Origin of the sequence: Sutcliffiella halmapala, from assembly GCF_002019665.1 — a bacterium.
Classification (GTDB): domain Bacteria; phylum Bacillota; class Bacilli; order Bacillales; family Bacillaceae_I; genus Sutcliffiella_A; species Sutcliffiella_A halmapala.
On sequence record NZ_KV917375.1, the window covers coordinates 1,128,412 to 1,146,780 of the forward strand.

An 18,369-nucleotide genomic window follows, 5' to 3' on the forward strand; every position below is an offset into this window, starting at 1 on the left:
TTTTTACAATAGTGATTCTTTTAAAGTAAAATGTTGATTTTTAGATAACCTAGCTGTTGGTTGGAGCACAAGGCGGAGACTCCTTGCTTAGAGATAGCGTTATGTGGAGACCCCACAGGCGAAAGCCGAGGAGGCTCCACAAGCGCCCCGCGGAAAGCGAAGCCTAGTGCGGAAATCAACAGCGGTGTTCAACAGAGAGCCAAGGAAATAAATAAAAGTGCCGGAGCCCCTTTTCTAAATATGGGGCCAGGCACTTTTTCTAATTTATATAATAAAAGACAGTATATATGTAGTGTTTATGAAGTCAACCTAACTTTTTTCTGCGTAGTAGTCCATTTACCTTTCGTAGGACTTTGAACAAGACCATTAAAAGCTAACACATTTAAATCACGCTGGACGGTTCGAGGAGTAATCCCAAATTCATCGACCAACTGCTGTGTAGACACAGTTCCTTTCTCATGAATAAACATGTAGACGGCTTTAATACGGGTTAGCATACGGTTTGTTGAAGGCTTCAAAAAACCACTCCTTATCCGGTATTTAAAAATGACACTACTAGATAAATTCTTGATGTTAGGTTAGATTTAGTTAGTTTATATTGTACACGATTATGGGGAAAAAATTCTAGAATAATGATTTAATTTACATAATATTTACATGCAATTCATTTTTTAGAGTTTTTTCTGATAAATTAGACTCATGTGAATCCTTATTCACAATTTTACAAGACTTGACAAAATGTTGCTAGTAATTTTTTAAAAAATTCGAAACTTTCTCTCTCGAATTACGTAATGGTAACAAGAAGGAGGGATACCAACCTATTGAATTTACTAACTGTGAATCTTAAACGTGCAGGCTATGATGATGATATGAAGGTAATTGAGAATATTGCTATAACTGTTTCTGCTGGTGAAATGGTCGGATTAATTGGACCGAATGGAGCAGGAAAAAGCACAACGATTAAAACATTACTTGGAATGAACCCTTATTTTGAAGGAGAGGTTACGCTTCCAGCTAATAAGTCTTATGCTTATATTCCTGAAAAACCTGTATTCTACTACGATATGACACTTTGGGAGCATATTGATTTAATGGCCTCCCTTTTAGAATTGAAAGAAGAGGAGTGGAAGGGAAGCGTTCGTCAACTTTTAGAACTCTTTGACTTGGAAAAAGTAATACATGAATCTCCAGCTACTTTTTCTAAAGGGATGCAACAAAAATCAATGCTTGTTTTTGCTTTAATGGCACGACCTGCTTTATATGTGGTGGATGAGCCATTTATTGGATTAGATCCGATAGCGACCAAAAAGCTATTACATTTATTTGCCGAAGAACAAAAGCGAGGTGCAGGAATTTTGATGTGTACCCATGTGTTGGATACTGCAGAGAAAATATGCGATCGTTTTATATTGCTTACGGATGGTAAAGTAAAAGCTTCTGGTACGCTGCAAGCAATTCAAGAATCATGCGGGCAGCCTGGAGCTTCCCTTCTGGATTGCTTTTATACGTTATCTACTAGGGATTCCGTTTCATGAATGCACGTACCCTATATCGAAGTCGTTGGAAAAAGAATTGGAACTACCAATGGAAAAATGCAAAGACAGTAATGGACTGGACTATTTTTCTGTATAGTATCCTCACTATCTTATTTTTAGGTGCACTTCTTTATGACTCTTTTTCGTCAATATTAGGAATAATCAGAAAACTTCCGTTAGTTTTAACGTTGTTCTTCCTTTATCTAATTATTTGGAAGGGGAGTATTCGAGTGCTAGTAGAACAGGCTGATTCTTACTTTTTTCTCTACCGAAAAGATATTTTACAAAAATTAAAAGGATATAGTGTACTAGCCTCTCTATTCACAAACGGAATTAAGTCATTGCTGCTAGCGTTGTTTTCTTTTTATATGCTTGATTTAATTTTACCGAATTCCTTTCCTCTTGTAATGTTTATCCTTTTTGTGCTGTTACTGCGCTACTTTTTGATTGGTTTAACTACACTAATCAATCTCTATTGGAAGGGATGGAAGAATAGGGTAATTACCTTTGGAAGTTTTGTTTCGATGGGGATAATTAGCTATCTACTCATTGTGAACAATATGTGGGTGGTTGGTAATAGTAGCTTCCTAGTTATTACTTTTGCTATTTATGTTATCTACTGGAGATCAGATAGTTTTTCCTTAGACGTAGTTGAGAATGAGAAAATCAAACAAAAGTATGTAGGAATGATTTTTTATGCATCTGAATATGTACATGTTCCACGTGTTTCTAATCGTACCAAACCCTTGTTTTTTCGCAAATCGCAACGGATTTTTGAGAACCGTCGACCAGAGAATGGGCTAAGTGAACTTTATTTAAAATATTGCTTACGTAATTTCAAGAGTATGACCTCTTATTTTCAACTAATCGGTATCACGATTGCTGTGATGGTTTATCTACCGCTTTGGTTGAAGTATGCAGTTTTCCTAGCGTTTTTCTTTTTCATTAAAGAATGGTTAAATATAGTATATGATGAGCTAACGACCCATCCATTTTTAGAAATGCATAAAGGGAAAAAACTATTGCAGGATGATTTTCAAGATAAGGTGACAAGGTGGTTATACTACCCAGCCCTTGGAATGGTTGGTTTTGTTTTATTAATGAGCACTCTTTTTTATTTTTTATTGAAGGGATGATTGTATGCAGAGTATTAACTGGTTAGAAGAAGTTGAAAAACGTAAGGAAGCAATGATTAAAGATACGCAAGCTTTTTTACAAATTAAGAGTGTGTTAAATGAAGAAGAAGCAACTCCTGATGCTCCTTTTGGTAAAGGAATTGAGGAGGCTTTGCAATATTTATTACATAAAGGAAATACAGATGGCTTCCTCACGAAAAATGTTGATCATTACGCGGGTCATATTGAACATGGACAGGGAGAAGATCTTGTTGGAATACTATGCCATGTTGACGTGGTACCTGAGGGAGATGGTTGGACTGATGAACCATATAGTGCAACCATTCGTGATGGGAAAATCTTTGCACGTGGTGCGATGGATGATAAAGGCCCAACAATGGCAGCTTATTATGCGTTGAAAATTGTGAAGGAATTAGAGTTGCCACTATCTAAAAGGGTACGAATCATTATTGGTACCGATGAAGAGAGCAACTGGAAATGTGTCGATCATTATTTCAAAAAGGAAGAAATGCCGACAATAGGTTTTGCTCCTGATGCCGATTTCCCAATAATCTATGCTGAAAAGGGGATAGGGGATATTCTTTTTCAATTGAAAGAGTCGAATCAAGATACACGTGGTTCGATGACGCTTCTTACCTTCGAAGCTGGCCGTCGGTTAAATATGGTTCCAGATCACGCGAAGGCAACTGTTGTGTTTGAAAATGCGATAGATGATTTCACAAAGTCATTTAATGACTATTTAGAGGAACATGGGGTAGAAGGCGGATACACGAAAGAAGGTAATGCTTTATTCCTTTCGATTAAAGGTGTGTCTGCACATGCGATGGAGCCGGATAATGGGAAGAATGCTGGCTACCTTTTAGCTGGATTTTTACACGCGCATTCACTAGATGCAAAGGGTGCTGCATTTGTTAGATTTGTACAAGAAAAGCTTGCATTTGATTCTCGTGGGAAGAAGCTAGGTATCTCCTTTCAAGATGACATTACCGGAGACCTTACTGTTAATACAGGCGTATTTTCCTACAATCAGAGTGGAGTTAGTAAACTGGGTGTGAATATTCGTTTTCCAGTTACATGTAATACCGATGAAACGCGTGTTACCTTAGAAAAGTTAGCAGATTCCTATGGTTTCGAGGTTGTGGAATACAAAGTTTCTAAGTCTCATCATGTTCCACAAGACCACCCGCTAATTCAAACCCTACAAAAAGTGTATGAAGAGCAAACAGGAGATAAGGCGGAGTTATTGTCTATCGGTGGGGGAACCTATGCGAGATCTCTAGAAGCAGGAGTAGCGTTTGGTCCACTATTTCCAGGACGTGAAGATGTTGCGCATCAAAAGGATGAGTATATTATTATCGAGGACTTACTAAAAGCCACAGCTATCTATGCACAAGCGATTTATGAGCTTGCAAAATAATTGTATGTTTGAATAATGGTTGTGATAGAATGAAAAGGTTACTTACAAATGGTAACCTTTTCTTTTTGTAAGAAAAGTCATTTTTATTTTGTGAAAGAAGGTTCCTCGTGATGCAAGATACTTTAAGGGAAAATAATCATAACAAAAATAGCTATTTTTATAGTTTTTATTTTCTAACTTTTTTTAGTTTTGGAGCACTTTTTCCGTTATTGACCGTTTACTTAAAAGAAGATGTGGGACTTTCTGGCTCACAGATTGGAATGATTATGTCCATAAGTCCCGTCGTGATGATTTTGATCCAACCACTTTGGGGCGTTGTGAGTGATTATACGCAAAAACCGCGGCAAATACTGATTTGGACACTCGGTTTTACTGCCATTTCTGGATTCTTATTTTCTCTAATGGGGAGTTATGTAGGTTTTATTATCATTGCCTTCGTTTTAGCAGTTTCCCAAAGTGCTTTAGTTCCTATTTCCGATAGCATCACATTGAGCTATGTACAGCGCACAAAGGGGGATTATGGGGCCATTCGGTTATGGGGAGCGGTGGGGTTTGCAATTGCTGTTTTAATCGCAGGGTGGTTATCTGACTTCTTCTCCTTAAAAGTCATATTCTATACTTTTTCTGTGGCGTTATTCTTAGGAATGTTTGTTGTCTTTTTTCTTCCGAAAGAAAGCCAAACGATCAGTGTTAATGTACGTGATGGTATCGGTACCTTAATGAAGATGCCGAGGTTCGTACTCTTTTTAGTTACAACTTTTTTGATTTTTGGACCTGTTTTTGCAAACAATTTTTATTTTGGGTTATTTATTACGGATATTGGTGGTACCGTAACAGGTGTAGGTATTGCCTTTTTGCTAGCAGCTGGTAGTGAAGCACCTTTCATGCGAATTGCAGGGAAATGGATCGCTAAGTTTGGACTGCACCAGATTATGATTAGTGCTGCCATTATTGCGGCGATTCGATGGATCTTTTATTTCTTTGAGCCGCCACTTGCGGTTGTATATGCCACCACTATTGCGCAAGGCTTCTCTGTAGGCTTGTTTATTCCAGCAGCTCTCCAATATGTGCGTGATCTTGCTCCTACATCAGCTCGTGCCACAGCTGTTTCCTTATATACTGCTGTTGGAAACGGTCTAGGCAGCTGGTTTTGTACGTTTCTTGGGGGCTTCATTGTTGAATATTATTCTGTTGCCTATGTCTATCTGTTTTTTGGAATTCTTACATTAGGTGGGCTTGGCTTAATCATAATTATTAAACAAGTTGATCAGAAAGCTTTATTAAAAGCATCTTGACTAAAAAAGTCTAACCCTTTGGTTAGGCTTTTTATTTTGAAACTTAATGTCCCTCAAATTTAAAAACCGGGCAGCGTGAAAAATGCCCGGCTTTGTGCACTATTATGATCCAAAATCAAACAAATCCGTAGATAAATATCTTTCACCCGTATCGCAGGCGATACAAACGACAACATCGTCCTCAGTTAAGCGTTTTGCTACTTGGATTGCGGAATAACATGCTGCTCCAGAAGAAGGACCTACTAATATACCTTCTAATGCAGCTAACTTTCTTGTAATGTCATAGGCATCTTCGTCTTCAATTTTGAATATTTCATCATATACTTTTTGATTTAAAATATCTGGAATAAACCCAGGGCTAGTACCAACGAGCTTATGTTTTCCAGGTTTGCCTCCAGATAACACAGGGGAACCTGCAGGCTCTACTACATGTACTGTTAAGTCTGGATAATGTTTTTTTAGTACCTCTCCTGTACCTGTAATCGTTCCACCAGTCCCAGCAGTTGCAACAAACGCTGATAAGGGTTTTCCAATTAGTTTCATCCCATCCATTATTTCGAGGGCAGTAGTGTTTCGATGTGCATCGGAGTTTGCCTCGTTTTCAAATTGCATAGGCATAAAACTGTTGGGCACCTCTTTCACAAGTTGCTTTGCTTTGTTAATCGCACCAGGCATTTTTTCCTCTCCAGGTGTTAAAACGACTTCCGCTCCATATGCTTTAAGTAAGTTTATTCTCTCTTTTGACATTGTATCGGGCATAATAAGGATAGCTTTATATCCTCTAGCTGCGGCATTCATTGCGAGACCAATCCCGGTATTTCCACTGGTTGGTTCAATAATGGTAGCGCCTGGTTTTATTAGTCCATCTTTTTCAGCTTGGATAATCATATTGTAAGCAGCTCGGTCTTTTACGCTCCCGCTTGGGTTGAAAAATTCTAATTTCAAGTATACCGAAGCAGCTCCTTTTGGAACGATTCGGTTTAATTTTACTAAAGGTGTATGACCAATTAAATCTGCCATATTCGTCACAACTTTCATTGTAAATACACGACCTTTCACAATCAATATTCCAGTTAATTATAGGTATTGTATCATAAAAAGCTGATTAAATTGATGGATAAGGGTGGTATTCAAGAGATTATTCGATCATACACTGCTACTTAGTAGATTTATTTGTTAAACTATTTGTTAAAATAAGAAAGGTGAGATATATGTCCTTACATACACATTATTTTCTAGCAGTCCCTTTACCAGAAAGTTTAATAAATAGATTCTCGATGTACATAAAGGATCTCCAGCAGGATTTTGGCTTTTCTAGATGGGTCCATCCAGAAGATCTACATATTACTTTAGCTTTTTTAGGAGTCATAAATGACGAGGATCAAAAGCGATTGACAAATGAAATGAGAAAGATAGCACAAAATTATCAGCCATTCACTCTTAAATTAAAGGACTTAGGAACATTCGGAAATCCGCAAGCCCCCAAAATTTTCTGGCATGGCGTAGAAAATTCTGAATCCCTGTCTTCATTAAGGGAGCAACTTTATAAAGCTTGTGAAGCGCTTGACTTTTCTTTGGATCAACGACGATTTCATCCACATATAACGTTAGCAAGGAAGTGGAAGGGGGTAGCTTTTTCCGAGGATAACCTGATAGAGTCGCAAGTGAAATCAGAGAGTTTCGTTGTGAGTGAATTTATCTTATATGAGACACATCTTAATAAGCTTCCAAAGTATGAGAAAAAAGAAATATTTCCGTTTAAGCAGGAGTAGGAGAAGAGAATGAAGGGAATTAAACTTGTACTGCAAATAGCGATACTCTATTTATTTTATCAAGTAGGGTTATTCATTCAAGACATTTTGGCCATTCCGGTTCCTGGAAGCATTATTGGAATGCTTCTATTATTTATCTTGCTTGTGACTGGGATAATAAAAGAGGAATACTTGGGGAATGCTGCCAACAGTTTACTGCTATACATGCCCTTGTTTTTTGTTCCAGCCACAGTCGGCGTAATGAACTATTTCGATGTATTTCTAGGAAAAGGATTTTTTCTTTTACTGGCGCTGCTACTCAGTACATTATTAATTATGGGAACAGCGGGTGTGGTAAGTCAAAAAACGGTAGCATATGTCGATAATAAAACATGGGGAAAAAAGAGAGGATTATAAGGTGAAAGTCGTAACAGGAGTATTTTTTATTTTTATTACAGTAGTACTTTACATAGGCTTTAAAAAAATTTATGAACGTGTTCGAATGCCTATTTTCGTTCCAGTTGTAACTACGACTCTTTTGTTAATTTTACTGCTTCTTGTCACTAATACAAGTTATGAAACATATATGACTGGGGGGAAATGGATAAATGAGCTTCTGGGCTCTGCAGTGGTAGCGTTAGCGTATCCGTTGTATAAATATAGAAAGAAAATCTACCATTATCGACTACCTTTATTCGCAGGAGTGTTTACTGGCATTTTGGTTGGGTTTATCTCAGGCTTTGTTTTTGTTAAAGTAGCAGGATTAAATTTATCTTATTCTGCGACCTTTCTCCCGAAATCCGTAACTTCTCCGATTGCAATGGACATTGCCGCATTAACTGGTGGAATTCCTAGTTTGGCTGCTGCCTTTGTTGTGATTAGTGGCATAATGGGTGCGGTTTTCGGACCATTAGTATTAAAGATATTTCATATTCACCACTATTTAGGAATAGGGGTAGGGTATGGTAGTGCTGCTCATGGTATAGGGACTGCAAAAGCGTTGGAGTATGGGGTAGAAGAGGCGGCCTTTAGTTCTATTAGTATGACATTATCTGCTGTAGTGTACGCGTTAATTTTACCAATGGCTATTCATTATTTATTATAGGGCTACCTTGAAAATACAGTGTCAGCTTTAAACTTCCTGTTGATCTCCGTGCCAGGTGTTCGCTTTCTTTTTCCATCAATATTGTGTGGAAATTAAAGATAAGCTTTAACATATTATAGAAAAGAGTGACAGCCTGTGGGGCAATTAATTAAATTACAAGATTATATTTCTCGTTATGAAGTGGATGTGTATCGTTATCCCAGTCAATTTATTCGGCTGAAAAAACAACAATGGGAAGTTTTTTTACAACAGAAAGATCTAGTGGCTGAAATAAACACTTCATTTTCTTTGGAAGATGAAGAACCGATAAAGCAAAATAAATTCACTGCACTCATAAACTCTTTTAAAAAGAAAGAAGAAATGGATGAAGAGCTTCCTGTAGGGAAAATCAATCAAACGGATAGGGATTTAGAAGAATGGGAGTTACCGAAGCTAATAGGACAAAAAAGTCCAGAAGAAAAGAAACAGCTTTTTTTAAATGCTATCTTACCTATTCAGTTAAAGTGGGCGAGTTCTACTATTCGACATATGTCCTATCTACAAAAAAATTATAAGCGCGAATCAACGTTGCTTTATTTTTTACAACGGTTTCCTGATACGTTTTTCGTAATGTATAAACCTATTTTCTTAGTAAAACAAGCTCCAGTTGAATTAGAGATAATTCTTATTACTCCTACAGAGATATTAACTATTTATTTTATGGAAGAAGAGAAAAATAGCGTCATCCTCGGAAACACTGATAGATTTTGGACAATTAGAGAGAAGGAAAAGGAAAGAAAAATTGTTAATCCAACGATTAGTATAAATAGAATGGGGTCTATAATAAAGAATGTGCTATCTCAACATGAGATAGACTTTCCGGTGACAAAGATTTTGTTGCATCCATATGGATATATAGACAGTACAGAGGGTCCTTCTGATATACAGGTATTGGATAAGAGAAGTTATGATAAATGGTTTGAGAAGATGCGCGCCAATAAATTACCGCTTAAACATAACCAACTAAAGGCTGCTGGTGCATTGCTTTCCCATTGTCAATCGACATATGTGGATCGACCTGAATGGAAATAATATGATCATAGAGGAATACAAATAAAGAGCAGACTCATGTATTTGGCTGTTTAAAAGGGAGGTTACAGATGTGATTTTCATTAAAAGAGAATTTGAAGCTTATTTAGATGAATTGGCTAGTATTACGATTCTTTTACCAACTGAACGTCATCATGGTGAATCCACTCATTTTACCCTCCTTTTTCAAGAAGAGAGACACCAGCTGCAGATTATAGAAAGAAACCAATTGGCTGATTATGTGAAATATAGATGTGAAACAAAGATACCTATCTTAATTGGTTCTAAGTATATGGTGGAAGATGAACATGGTAGAAAAACAGATCTCCAAATAGGCGCGGTTATTAGAACGGAAGCCTTTGATGAAGCCTATTATTATGATGGGGAAGATTTAGGAACCACTTATTATCCTGGCGAGACCGTTTTTACACTATGGGCTCCTACAGCAACCGCTGTCAAAATTAAACTGAATGCTCCCGATAGTAATGAGCTTATTTATTACAGTTTAATTAGAGAAGAAAAAGGTATCTGGCGCATCACGGTTCAAGGAGATTTAGAAGGGTTCTTATATACGTATCTTGTCTGTGTGAATTTAGTGTGGAGAGAAGCGGTTGATCCGTATGCTACAGCAGTAACGATAAACAGTGAAGCTGGTGTAATCATTAGCAAGGAAAAAATAAATCTCCCTAAGATACCACTTCCTCCATTCCGAAGGCCAACTGATGCTATCATTTATGAATTGCATATTCGTGATTTCTCATCACATCCTAAGAGTGGAATGAACCAAAAAGGGAAGTACGCTGCTTTTTCTGAGCAACCAGCCTATTCTTCAGAAGTGGGAATAACTGGCCTACCTTATATTCAAGAATTAGGGGTAACTCATGTTGAGCTTCTTCCAGTAAATGATTATGGTGGGGTAGATGAAGCAGAACCAGAAAAGGCCTATAACTGGGGATATAACCCCTTGCTTTTCAATGTACCAGAAGGAAGTTATGCACTTGATGCGAACGATCCGTACTCAAGGATTTTAGAATTAAAACAGCTTATCACTACCTTTCATCAACATGAATTAAGAGTCATTATTGATGTCGTATACAATCATGTTTATGTGAGAGAGGATTCTGCTTTTGAAAAAATTGTACCAGGTTACTATTTCAGACATGACGTACATGGAATGCCTTCCAATGGAACAGGAGTAGGCAATGATATTGCATCAGAAAGAAAAATGGTACACAAATTTATTTTAGACTCCATAAAACATTGGCTAACAGAGTATGATGTTGATGGATTTCGATTTGATCTAATGGGAATTCTAGATATCCAAACGATGAACGCTATTAAGAGTTTAGTGGATACCCATAAGCCTGGGGCAATACTTTTAGGAGAAGGTTGGGAGTTAAACACCCCTTTACAGACAGATCGAAAGGCAATGATTATCAATGCAAAAAAAATGCCAGGTATTGCTTTTTTCAACGATATGGTTCGAGATTCAATAAAGGGCAGTACCTTTAATTTATTTGATCGTGGGTTTTCGTTGGGAAATACCCATAAAACTCAAGCTCTAAAGCAATCGCTTTCAGGAAGTATAAATTTTGATCCGCATTTTAAAGGATTATTTTTAGAGCCGACTCAATCGGTAAATTACGTCGAGTCGCATGATAATCATACGATGTGGGATAAAATGGCTTTGTGCGTTAGCCATGAGGATGAAAAAATACGGCAGTCCCGTCAGATGCTCGCCACTTCCATTATTCTACTTGCTCAAGGTATCCCCTTTCTTCACGCGGGACAAGAGTTCTTTCGGACCAAAAAGGGAGAAGAAAATAGCTATAAGTCACCAGATTCCGTTAACTGGTTCGATTGGGAAAGAAAGCAGAAGTATTCAAATGAAGTAGAATATTTTAAAGGTCTGATACAACTCAGAAAAAGTCATGGGGCATTTCGATTTTCTACCAGTCTAGAAATTAAAAAACATCTGACTTTCCCAATAGAAAAAGGGCATCTTTTAATGTGTCGTCTAAATGATGTAAAGTCGTACGGTAAATGGAATCAATTACTCGTCATATTTCATAACGGACTGCAGACAGAAACGGTAGCGCTACCAAATGATTCAGAATGGGATGTCTTGGTGTATGAGGCTAAAGTAAGTTTCAATGCCGTTCAGAAGGTAAAGAAGGAAATAATGGTAGGACCAATCAGTACAGTTGTTCTGGGGCAATATTAATTGTTCCACAAGGACTTGATTTAATTGGGAAATAACGATAAAATTTATAGGATAGCTATTGTGAATTACCTCAATAGCTGTTTTTTTGCTTGTTAACTATTTTGAAGCATTTATATATAGCACTTATGGATTAAAGCAAAGTGAGAAAATTTTTCTTTAACATAATATGTACTTTAGAGCTCCAGCGCCTCAAACCTAAATGAAGGCTTACATGCGCTTGTGCTTTTCTAATTTTTGATGAAAAGTTGTGTTGAATTTGAAGGTGAAATGGTTGGAACATTTATTAGGTGATGAGTGGAAAATCAGTCCTGCTGGTGGGTTAACAGGAGACGCGTATTTTGCTCAAAATGATGGGAAAAAGCTTTTCTTAAAAAGGAATTCATCGCCATTCTTGGCTGTTCTATCTGCAGAGGGTATTGTTCCAAAACTAGTTTGGACAAAGCGGTTGGAAAATGGGGATGTCATTACAGCCCAACATTGGATTAGTGCCAGAGAATTAAAGCCGAGTGATATGAACAAAGAAACAGTGGCACAACTTCTTCATAAAATACATCACTCCAAAGAGCTACTTGATATGCTCACTCGTCTTGGGAAAGAACCTGTGGAGCCATCCACCATTTTAAATGATATAAAAAGTGGAATGGCTACAGATTTACGCTCATTAAGTGTAATTCAAAAGTCATTAGACTTCTTACTTAAAGAGGTCACTAATGTTCAATATAAAGACAAAGTGGTCTGTCACAGTGATTTAAATCATAACAACTGGCTTTTATCACATAGCAACGAGCTATTCCTCATTGATTGGGATGGTGCAGTAATCGCGGATCCTGCGATAGATTTATGCATGCTTCTTTATTGGTATATCCCTGAACAGGATTGGCAAGATTGGTTAGCTACTTATGGGATAGAGTTAACAGATGATTTACGTCATCGTATGCACTGGTACGTGATTGCGCAAACGATTCTATCCGTTCAATGGTATCATCAGAAAAATATTGAAAAAGAAAAGTTGAATTGGTTAAATTATTTGGAACGTTTACTTCCGGTTGAACTATGAGTATTGATCAATGCTATCAATCCAGCTTGTAAACTGTCCTTGGTGTGATTGAACGTGTTCATTTACATTGCTTGAATTTTTTCCAGCTTGGCTGTATGAATAGATGTCGGTTAGTACATTTTTTACATCTTGATCAATCTCGTTATTAACCATTAACGATTTAATCACTCGTTCTAGCTGCTCATATTCGGCAACAGAACCACAGCAATCAATTTGATGATCCGCCAAAATATCCTTTAATAGATGTATTTGATCATGATAATTCAACGGCATAACATGCACTCCTTTTCTAAATAAAATATATTAACTAGCTTTTGTCTTATTATCATTCTTATACACAACAAAAGAATCGGTCTTTTAGATCGGTTTTTTTCTGTGAAAAAGGGCAAGACGTGAAAAATTTATTATCAACTAATGAGGTGACAGAAGAATGAGATTTCGAAATAAACCATGGGCAAAGGACTTTATTGCCGAAAATGCTTATTATTGTATCCCAAACCCGGAAAGCAATAAGGGAAACTGGTCAGAAATATTTGGAAACAACAACCCAATTCATATAGAGGTAGGAACAGGAAAAGGCACTTTTATCACGGAAATGGCAAAGGCGAATCCTGCTATTAATTATATTGGTATAGAATTGTTTGAGAGCGTGATTGTAAAAGCATTAGAACGTGCTGTAGATGCAGCTGTTCCAAATGTAAAGTTGTTAAATGTGGATGCGAAAAAGCTTACAGAAATATTTGAAAAAGGGGAAGTAGCGCAAGTTTATCTTAATTTTTCTGATCCTTGGCCAAAAGGACGTCATGAAAAACGAAGATTAACTTATAAAGATTTTTTGGATTTGTATAAGACCGTCCTAATAGGTCAAGGTGAAATACACTTTAAGACAGACAATAGAGGATTATTTGAGTATTCTTTAATGAGTTTTTCCTCATACGGATTACTTCTTAATTATGTTAGCCTCGATTTGCATAACAGTGACTTTGAAGGCAATATTATGACAGAATATGAACAGAAATTTTCAAGTCTTGGACATCCTATTTATCGTTGTGAAGTGAAATATCAGAATTAATATAAAGGGATTACTCTTTTTGTGGTTAGTACAAAAGGGGTAATCCTTTTATATTCTCTCACCTTATGAAGGCGCTTTCTTCTTTTCTTTGGTAAAATAAAGGTAGAGATATATGAAGGGAGAGACATAAGGTGGAGACATTAAAATTTGGTGACTGGAAACTCACATGGCTTAATGGGGGAGTTACACACTTAGATGGTGGAGCAATGTTTGGTGTTGTGCCCAAAGCGTTATGGTCAAAAAAATATCCTGTAAATGAACAAAATCAAATTGAACTCCGTACAGATCCAATTCTCCTGCAAACCGCAGAAAGAAACATCTTAATTGATAGCGGGATTGGAAAAAATAAATTGTCGGATAAACAAAAAAGAAATTTTGGTGTAACAGAAGAGTCCAATATAGAAAAAGACCTTAGGGCTTTAGGATTAACACCATCTAACATCGATACGATCCTAATGACACATTTACATTTTGATCATGCTTGTGGTCTGAGTCAATGGGATGAGGAAAAAGAACAATACATTCCGTTTTTCCCTAATGCAAAAATTTTCGTGTCCAGTATAGAATGGGAAGAAATGAAGAATCCTAATATTCGCTCTAAAAACACCTATTGGGAGATGAATTGGCAAGGAATAAAAGAACAAGTATATCCTTTTGAGAATGAAGTGCTTATCTTAGAAGGAATTAAAATGATACATACTGGTGGACATAGTGATGGACACTCTATTATTGAGCTGACTCAAGGGGGTGACGTACTTTTACATATGGCCGATTTAATGCCCACACATGCACATTCACCTTCCCTGTGGGTACTAGCCTATGATGATTATCCGATGACGTCCATCTATGCGAAAGAAAAGTGGATAAAAGAAGGAATTGAACGAAATGCCTGGTTTTCCTTTTATCATGATGCCCATTATCGCACAGTAAAATGGAATCGTTCTTTTGAAATCATCGAAAAGCTTGAAAGAGAAAGATAAGAAAACGAGTAAGTGGCTGGTAAATCAATTACCAGCCACTTACTCAAACTGTTTAGCATCAACGGATAACTGAACGAGTCGGCTTCACTTTTATTACTTAAGTTGATTCACATCCAGAAGAACACCAGTTTTTTTGTCTACAACGAATTCATATTGTTCTAATACATTATTAATTCTGCGCGATATTCCACCACGATACACCGAGTAGGTGATGTCATGTTTTATCACAGTTTCAGGTACCATTTGAATCCAAGATCCATCAACAGGCCCTTTTTTCTTAAAAGCGTCTTTTGCGATTTTTAATGCCTTTTCTGGTTTAATGGCTTGTTGCTTAGAAGCTTCGGTGAAGAAATAAGCAGCAGCAATTCCGATTCCAGCACCAAGTAATAAAGATTTCCATTTCATAGTCGTACCATCCTCTCTAATATTCGTGCCTGCTTTTAAAAGTAAGCCTTTACATAGGGATTTCCGAGAGTCTTGGCATACATACAGAGAAGCGCTGGTGCCTAGACTGTTTAGGATACTCAAAAAGATAATATGGCATAAATGTAGGGAAATTATTTAGTGTTGTTATTCTCTTTATACTATCTTAATTTATAGTATAACTCGTTAATCAAAGAAATGTCATGCTTATGCTGGAAAGAGTAGAGAAAGTCCGTTACAATAATAATAAAAATATTTCGATAATCTAACGAAATATAAATATTGATCTACATAGGTTAGATTTATTAATGGGAGATGAAAATTATGAATCAAGAAACGTTAATGCTTTTTAAAACTTTAACAGAGTTGCAAGGAGCTCCAGGCTTTGAACATGATGTGCGTCGTTTTATGCGTAGTGAATTAGAGAAATATTCAGATGAAGTGGTTCAAGATCGCCTAGGTGGAATCTTTGGGATTAAAAGAGGGGATGAAACAGGCCCTAGAGTTATGGTCGCAGGTCATATGGATGAAGTAGGCTTTATGGTTACTTCCATTACTGAAAATGGTATGCTTCGCTTTCAAACTCTTGGTGGTTGGTGGAGCCAAGTGTTATTAGCACAACGCGTTCAAGTAATGACTGATAATGGACCAGTAATTGGTGTAGTGGGTTCCATTCCTCCACATTTACTTGATGAAGCAAAACGAAGTAAACCAATGGAAATTAAAAATATGTTGATTGATATCGGTGCAGATGATAAAGCAGATGCATTGAAAATTGGTATTAAACCAGGCCAACAAATTGTACCAATCTGTCCGTTTACTCCAATGGCAAATGAAAAGAAAATTCTAGCTAAGGCTTGGGATAACCGTTATGGTTGTGGACTTTCTGTGGAGCTTTTAAAGGATCTTCAAGGAGAAAACATTCCAAACGTATTATACTCTGGAGCAACTGTTCAAGAAGAGGTGGGCTTACGAGGGGCTCAAACAGCAGCTAATATGATTAAACCGGATATTTTCTTCGCGTTAGATGCTTCTCCAGCGAACGATATGACAGGTGATAAAAAGGAATTTGGTCATTTAGGAAAAGGTGCACTTTTACGTATTTATGATCGATCTATGATTACACATACAGGGATGAGAGACTTTATTTTAGACACAGCAGAATCAAACAAAATTCCTTATCAATACTTTATTTCCCAAGGAGGAACAGACGCAGGTCGTGTCCATACCTCCAATGAAGGCGTACCATCTGCTGTTGTGGGAATCTGTTCTCGTTACATCCACACACACGCATCTATTGTACACGTAGACGACTACGCAGCAGCAAGAGAACTAATCGTCAAACTAGTAAAATCAACAGACCAAACAACAGTAGACGCAATAAGAGCAAGGTAACCAGAAAAGCGAAAGCGGCTCGCCCTGCTCCGACAAGCATAAGTCAGTTTTCCGAGGGAGGTTGAACTTAACCTCCGCAGGAAAAATGGCTTATGCCTCGGGGAGCAAGCCTGTGAAACTAGACATGAAGAAAAGCGGTGGGAGTGCTCACCGCTTTTCTTCATGGGAATTCTTAAGAAAGGAAGGACACCTAGATGATAAATATCGCCATTGGATCGAAAAATCCAGCAAAATATGAAGCGGTCATCCAAGCTTTAAATGAACTTGAAATATTCTACACATGGGAAAGTTTTGAAGTGGATTCTGGAGTCAGTGCCCAGCCACTATCAGATCAAGAAACGATAAACGGCGCCATTCAGCGAGCGAAAGGTGCGCTCCTAAAAAGTGGTGGAGATTTTGCGATTGGATTAGAAGGAGGAATTGTAATAGGAGATTCACCACAAATCATGGTTTGTAATTGGGGAGGTCTTGTGGACCGCACAGGAAAAGAATTTATTGCAGGTGGAGCAAGAATTGCGTTGCCAGATTATTTTAAAGAAGCAGTTCTCGCCGGGAAAGAACTTGGAGATTTAATGGATGAATATTGCCAAAGTAAAGATATTAGAAAACATGAAGGTGCAATAGGCATCTTTACAAATGGGGCAGTTACAAGGCTAGAGATGTTTAAGCATGTTAGTAAAATGCTAATTGGACAGTGGCAATACGCTCAAAAATAAAAGCAGGAATTCCTGCTTTTATTCGTAAATATAATGAAGGACTTTTAATGCTTGGCTGACTGTTTCAACGGTTACATTTGCTTTGTTCGAAAGTTCCTTTAATGGGTGATGTAATGATTCTGGTCGAATTAATATTAACGGTTTTTGTAAAGTTAGTGCAGCGCTAGCATCCATCGCAGTATTCCATTGCTTGTACTTTTCTCCAAATAGAGCGATAACAAGATCGGATTTTTTCATAAGTAGTTGGGTTCTCAAGTTATTAATTTGAGAAGCGACTTCATCTTTCGCTATGGCATTATCTTGCTTGCCTAGTATTAATTCGCCGATTGTATCAGAACGATCATGATCGGTCATAGGACCAACAAAGCGAATAGGTAAGTCTAAAGCTTTTGCTTTATCTTGTAACTCTTCTCTCCAACTTGTATGGATCTCTCCTGCTAGATAGACTGTAAGTTCCATTCTTATCCCTCCCAAATAGTACCTCTTGTGATTATCCTTCTATTTAGTCTATCATAGATAAAGAATAAAGTGACAATTCTAAAATATCCTTGTCAACTTGAATCAGTTATAGGTATGATAGGTTTAGTGTTGTTTTATAGTTATAATGTACTAAAGGAGTGGAAGCGTTGTACTTGGGAAGAGTAGTTATTATTGTTTTTTCAATTATAGTTTTAAGCGGTTGTTCCTTATCGATTGAAGAGGCTTCAGAAAAAACGTTGAATGCTGTAGAACAATCATTGAGCGAAGAGAATAATGAAGCAAATGAAAAGAGCGGGCAAATCAGCTACTATTTACCTCCGCAATACACTGTAGATAGTGAATCAAATAACAACATCGTATTAACATATAAAGACCAAACATTTATCTTGTTCGTTAATCCATATGAGCAAAAGGATTCTGAAGTACTTTATCAATCTACTGTTGAAAGTTATGATAGTCCAGAAGTGACGGAATCATTTTCTAATGAAGGTGAGTTTGGATATGTCATAATTGATGAAATAGATAATAATGAGGATGAACTCTATGAAATAACGGTTGGTGTCGGTGGGGTAAAGATGACCACTGTAACAAACACAAACAATATGGAAGAGAGCGCAAACGTGATGATGGATGTTGTGTCTTCTGTAATAGTGGAAGAGTTGGGGAATTAAATAGGACTACATTTGGCTAACCCTATTTTAATATGGTTAGTTTT

General features: G+C 37.2%; 20 protein-coding genes. 15 read left to right on the top strand and 5 right to left on the bottom strand.

Going from position 1 to position 18,369, the window contains the following annotated elements; all coding sequences use genetic code 11:
* Positions 1–296: 296 nt before the first annotated feature.
* Positions 297–518: a DeoR family transcriptional regulator gene (locus BK580_RS05385; protein WP_078379340.1), complete on the bottom strand. Its 222-nt coding sequence runs from the start codon at positions 516–518 to the stop codon at positions 297–299.
* A gap of 303 nt (positions 519–821) precedes the next feature.
* Here BK580_RS05385 and BK580_RS05390 point away from each other — a divergent pair, with 303 nt between their 5' ends.
* From BK580_RS05390 to BK580_RS05405, 4 genes are all read left to right on the top strand, one after another.
* Complete coding sequence (locus BK580_RS05390) at positions 822–1,535, top strand: ABC transporter ATP-binding protein (protein ID WP_078379341.1); 714 nt, start codon at positions 822–824, stop codon at positions 1,533–1,535.
* Complete coding sequence (locus BK580_RS05395) at positions 1,532–2,671, top strand: ABC transporter permease (RefSeq protein ID WP_078379342.1); 1,140 nt, start codon at positions 1,532–1,534, stop codon at positions 2,669–2,671. Before BK580_RS05390 ends, BK580_RS05395 begins: the two co-directional genes overlap by 4 nt.
* A 4-nt stretch (positions 2,672–2,675) precedes the next feature.
* Positions 2,676–4,088, top strand: coding sequence for a dipeptidase PepV (gene pepV, locus BK580_RS05400; protein ID WP_078379343.1), 1,413 nt, complete (start codon positions 2,676–2,678; stop codon positions 4,086–4,088).
* Positions 4,089–4,198: 110 nt separating this feature from the next.
* Positions 4,199–5,383: an MFS transporter gene (locus tag BK580_RS05405; RefSeq protein ID WP_078379344.1), complete on the top strand. Its 1,185-nt coding sequence runs from the start codon at positions 4,199–4,201 to the stop codon at positions 5,381–5,383.
* 102 nt (positions 5,384–5,485) lie between these two features.
* Here BK580_RS05405 and cysK read toward each other — a convergent pair whose 3' ends face one another.
* Positions 5,486–6,421, bottom strand: coding sequence for a cysteine synthase A (gene cysK / locus BK580_RS05410; RefSeq protein ID WP_078382651.1), 936 nt, complete (start codon positions 6,419–6,421; stop codon positions 5,486–5,488).
* A 173-nt stretch (positions 6,422–6,594) separates the two neighbouring features.
* On the opposite strand from cysK, the gene thpR reads away from it, so the two are divergent.
* From thpR to BK580_RS05440, 6 genes are all read left to right on the top strand, one after another.
* Entirely contained in the window at positions 6,595–7,155 is a 561-nt protein-coding gene (gene thpR / locus BK580_RS05415) for an RNA 2',3'-cyclic phosphodiesterase (protein WP_078379345.1), read from the top strand.
* A 9-nt stretch (positions 7,156–7,164) separates the two neighbouring features.
* On the top strand, positions 7,165–7,551 hold the full coding sequence (locus BK580_RS05420) for a CidA/LrgA family protein (RefSeq protein WP_078379346.1): 387 nt from the start codon (positions 7,165–7,167) through the stop codon (positions 7,549–7,551).
* 1 nt (position 7,552) lies between these two features.
* Complete coding sequence (locus tag BK580_RS05425; RefSeq protein ID WP_235863996.1) at positions 7,553–8,239, top strand: LrgB family protein; 687 nt, start codon at positions 7,553–7,555, stop codon at positions 8,237–8,239.
* A 135-nt stretch (positions 8,240–8,374) separates the two neighbouring features.
* Entirely contained in the window at positions 8,375–9,310 is a 936-nt protein-coding gene (locus tag BK580_RS05430; protein ID WP_078379348.1) for an NERD domain-containing protein, read from the top strand.
* Positions 9,311–9,380: 70 nt separating this feature from the next.
* Positions 9,381–11,531: a type I pullulanase gene (gene pulA, locus BK580_RS05435; protein WP_078379349.1), complete on the top strand. Its 2,151-nt coding sequence runs from the start codon at positions 9,381–9,383 to the stop codon at positions 11,529–11,531.
* A gap of 262 nt (positions 11,532–11,793) precedes the next feature.
* Positions 11,794–12,588 (top strand): phosphotransferase family protein, encoded by a 795-nt coding sequence (locus BK580_RS05440; RefSeq protein ID WP_211279075.1) that lies wholly within the window; start codon positions 11,794–11,796, stop codon positions 12,586–12,588.
* Here the strand turns inward: BK580_RS05440 and BK580_RS05445 are convergent.
* Positions 12,583–12,861: a YtzH-like family protein gene (locus BK580_RS05445; RefSeq protein WP_078379351.1), complete on the bottom strand. Its 279-nt coding sequence runs from the start codon at positions 12,859–12,861 to the stop codon at positions 12,583–12,585. The genes BK580_RS05440 and BK580_RS05445 overlap by 6 nt on opposite strands.
* 157 nt (positions 12,862–13,018) lie before the next feature.
* Here BK580_RS05445 and trmB point away from each other — a divergent pair, with 157 nt between their 5' ends.
* Together trmB and BK580_RS05455 are read left to right on the top strand one after the other, a co-directional pair.
* Positions 13,019–13,660, top strand: a complete 642-nt coding sequence (trmB, locus tag BK580_RS05450; protein WP_078379352.1) for a tRNA (guanosine(46)-N7)-methyltransferase TrmB — start codon at positions 13,019–13,021, stop codon at positions 13,658–13,660.
* Between the two features lie 131 nt (positions 13,661–13,791).
* Positions 13,792–14,640: a YtnP family quorum-quenching lactonase gene (locus BK580_RS05455; RefSeq protein ID WP_078379353.1), complete on the top strand. Its 849-nt coding sequence runs from the start codon at positions 13,792–13,794 to the stop codon at positions 14,638–14,640.
* A 93-nt stretch (positions 14,641–14,733) separates the two neighbouring features.
* On the opposite strand, the gene BK580_RS05460 is transcribed toward BK580_RS05455, so the two are convergent.
* A complete protein-coding gene (locus tag BK580_RS05460) occupies positions 14,734–15,045 on the bottom strand; it encodes a PepSY domain-containing protein (RefSeq protein ID WP_078379354.1) in 312 nt (103 codons plus the stop codon).
* Between the two features lie 342 nt (positions 15,046–15,387).
* On the opposite strand from BK580_RS05460, the gene BK580_RS05465 reads away from it, so the two are divergent.
* Positions 15,388–16,458, top strand: coding sequence for a M42 family metallopeptidase (locus tag BK580_RS05465; RefSeq protein ID WP_078379355.1), 1,071 nt, complete (start codon positions 15,388–15,390; stop codon positions 16,456–16,458).
* Positions 16,459–16,652: 194 nt separating this feature from the next.
* The gene (locus BK580_RS05470) at positions 16,653–17,174 is read left to right on the top strand and encodes a DUF84 family protein (protein WP_328589040.1); all 522 of its coding nucleotides are present in this window, start codon (positions 16,653–16,655) and stop codon (positions 17,172–17,174) included.
* An 18-nt stretch (positions 17,175–17,192) separates the two neighbouring features.
* Here the strand turns inward: BK580_RS05470 and BK580_RS05475 are convergent, their stop codons facing one another.
* On the bottom strand, positions 17,193–17,633 hold the full coding sequence (locus tag BK580_RS05475; RefSeq protein WP_078379356.1) for a YtoQ family protein: 441 nt from the start codon (positions 17,631–17,633) through the stop codon (positions 17,193–17,195).
* 167 nt (positions 17,634–17,800) lie between these two features.
* Here BK580_RS05475 and BK580_RS05480 point away from each other — a divergent pair, with 167 nt between their 5' ends.
* Positions 17,801–18,325 (top strand): hypothetical protein, encoded by a 525-nt coding sequence (locus tag BK580_RS05480; protein WP_078379357.1) that lies wholly within the window; start codon positions 17,801–17,803, stop codon positions 18,323–18,325.
* Positions 18,326–18,369: the final 44 nt, after the last annotated feature.

Excerpts from the sequence above, each read along its gene's own strand:
- thpR (WP_078379345.1), top strand. The coding sequence starts at position 6,595 with ATGTCCTTACATACACATTATTTTCTAGCAGTCCCTTTACCAGAAAGT.
- BK580_RS05395 (WP_078379342.1), top strand. The coding sequence starts at position 1,532 with ATGAATGCACGTACCCTATATCGAAGTCGTTGGAAAAAGAATTGGAAC.
- cysK (WP_078382651.1), bottom strand. The coding sequence starts at position 6,421 with ATGAAAGTTGTGACGAATATGGCAGATTTAATTGGTCATACACCTTTA.
- BK580_RS05470 (WP_328589040.1), top strand. The coding sequence starts at position 16,653 with ATGATAAATATCGCCATTGGATCGAAAAATCCAGCAAAATATGAAGCG.
- BK580_RS05445 (WP_078379351.1), bottom strand. The coding sequence starts at position 12,861 with ATGCCGTTGAATTATCATGATCAAATACATCTATTAAAGGATATTTTG.
- BK580_RS05465 (WP_078379355.1), top strand. The coding sequence starts at position 15,388 with ATGAATCAAGAAACGTTAATGCTTTTTAAAACTTTAACAGAGTTGCAA.
- BK580_RS05405 (WP_078379344.1), top strand. The coding sequence starts at position 4,199 with ATGCAAGATACTTTAAGGGAAAATAATCATAACAAAAATAGCTATTTT.
- BK580_RS05475 (WP_078379356.1), bottom strand. The coding sequence starts at position 17,633 with ATGGAACTTACAGTCTATCTAGCAGGAGAGATCCATACAAGTTGGAGA.
- BK580_RS05460 (WP_078379354.1), bottom strand. The coding sequence starts at position 15,045 with ATGAAATGGAAATCTTTATTACTTGGTGCTGGAATCGGAATTGCTGCT.
- pepV (WP_078379343.1), top strand. The coding sequence starts at position 2,676 with ATGCAGAGTATTAACTGGTTAGAAGAAGTTGAAAAACGTAAGGAAGCA.
- BK580_RS05420 (WP_078379346.1), top strand. The coding sequence starts at position 7,165 with ATGAAGGGAATTAAACTTGTACTGCAAATAGCGATACTCTATTTATTT.
- trmB (WP_078379352.1), top strand. The coding sequence starts at position 13,019 with ATGAGATTTCGAAATAAACCATGGGCAAAGGACTTTATTGCCGAAAAT.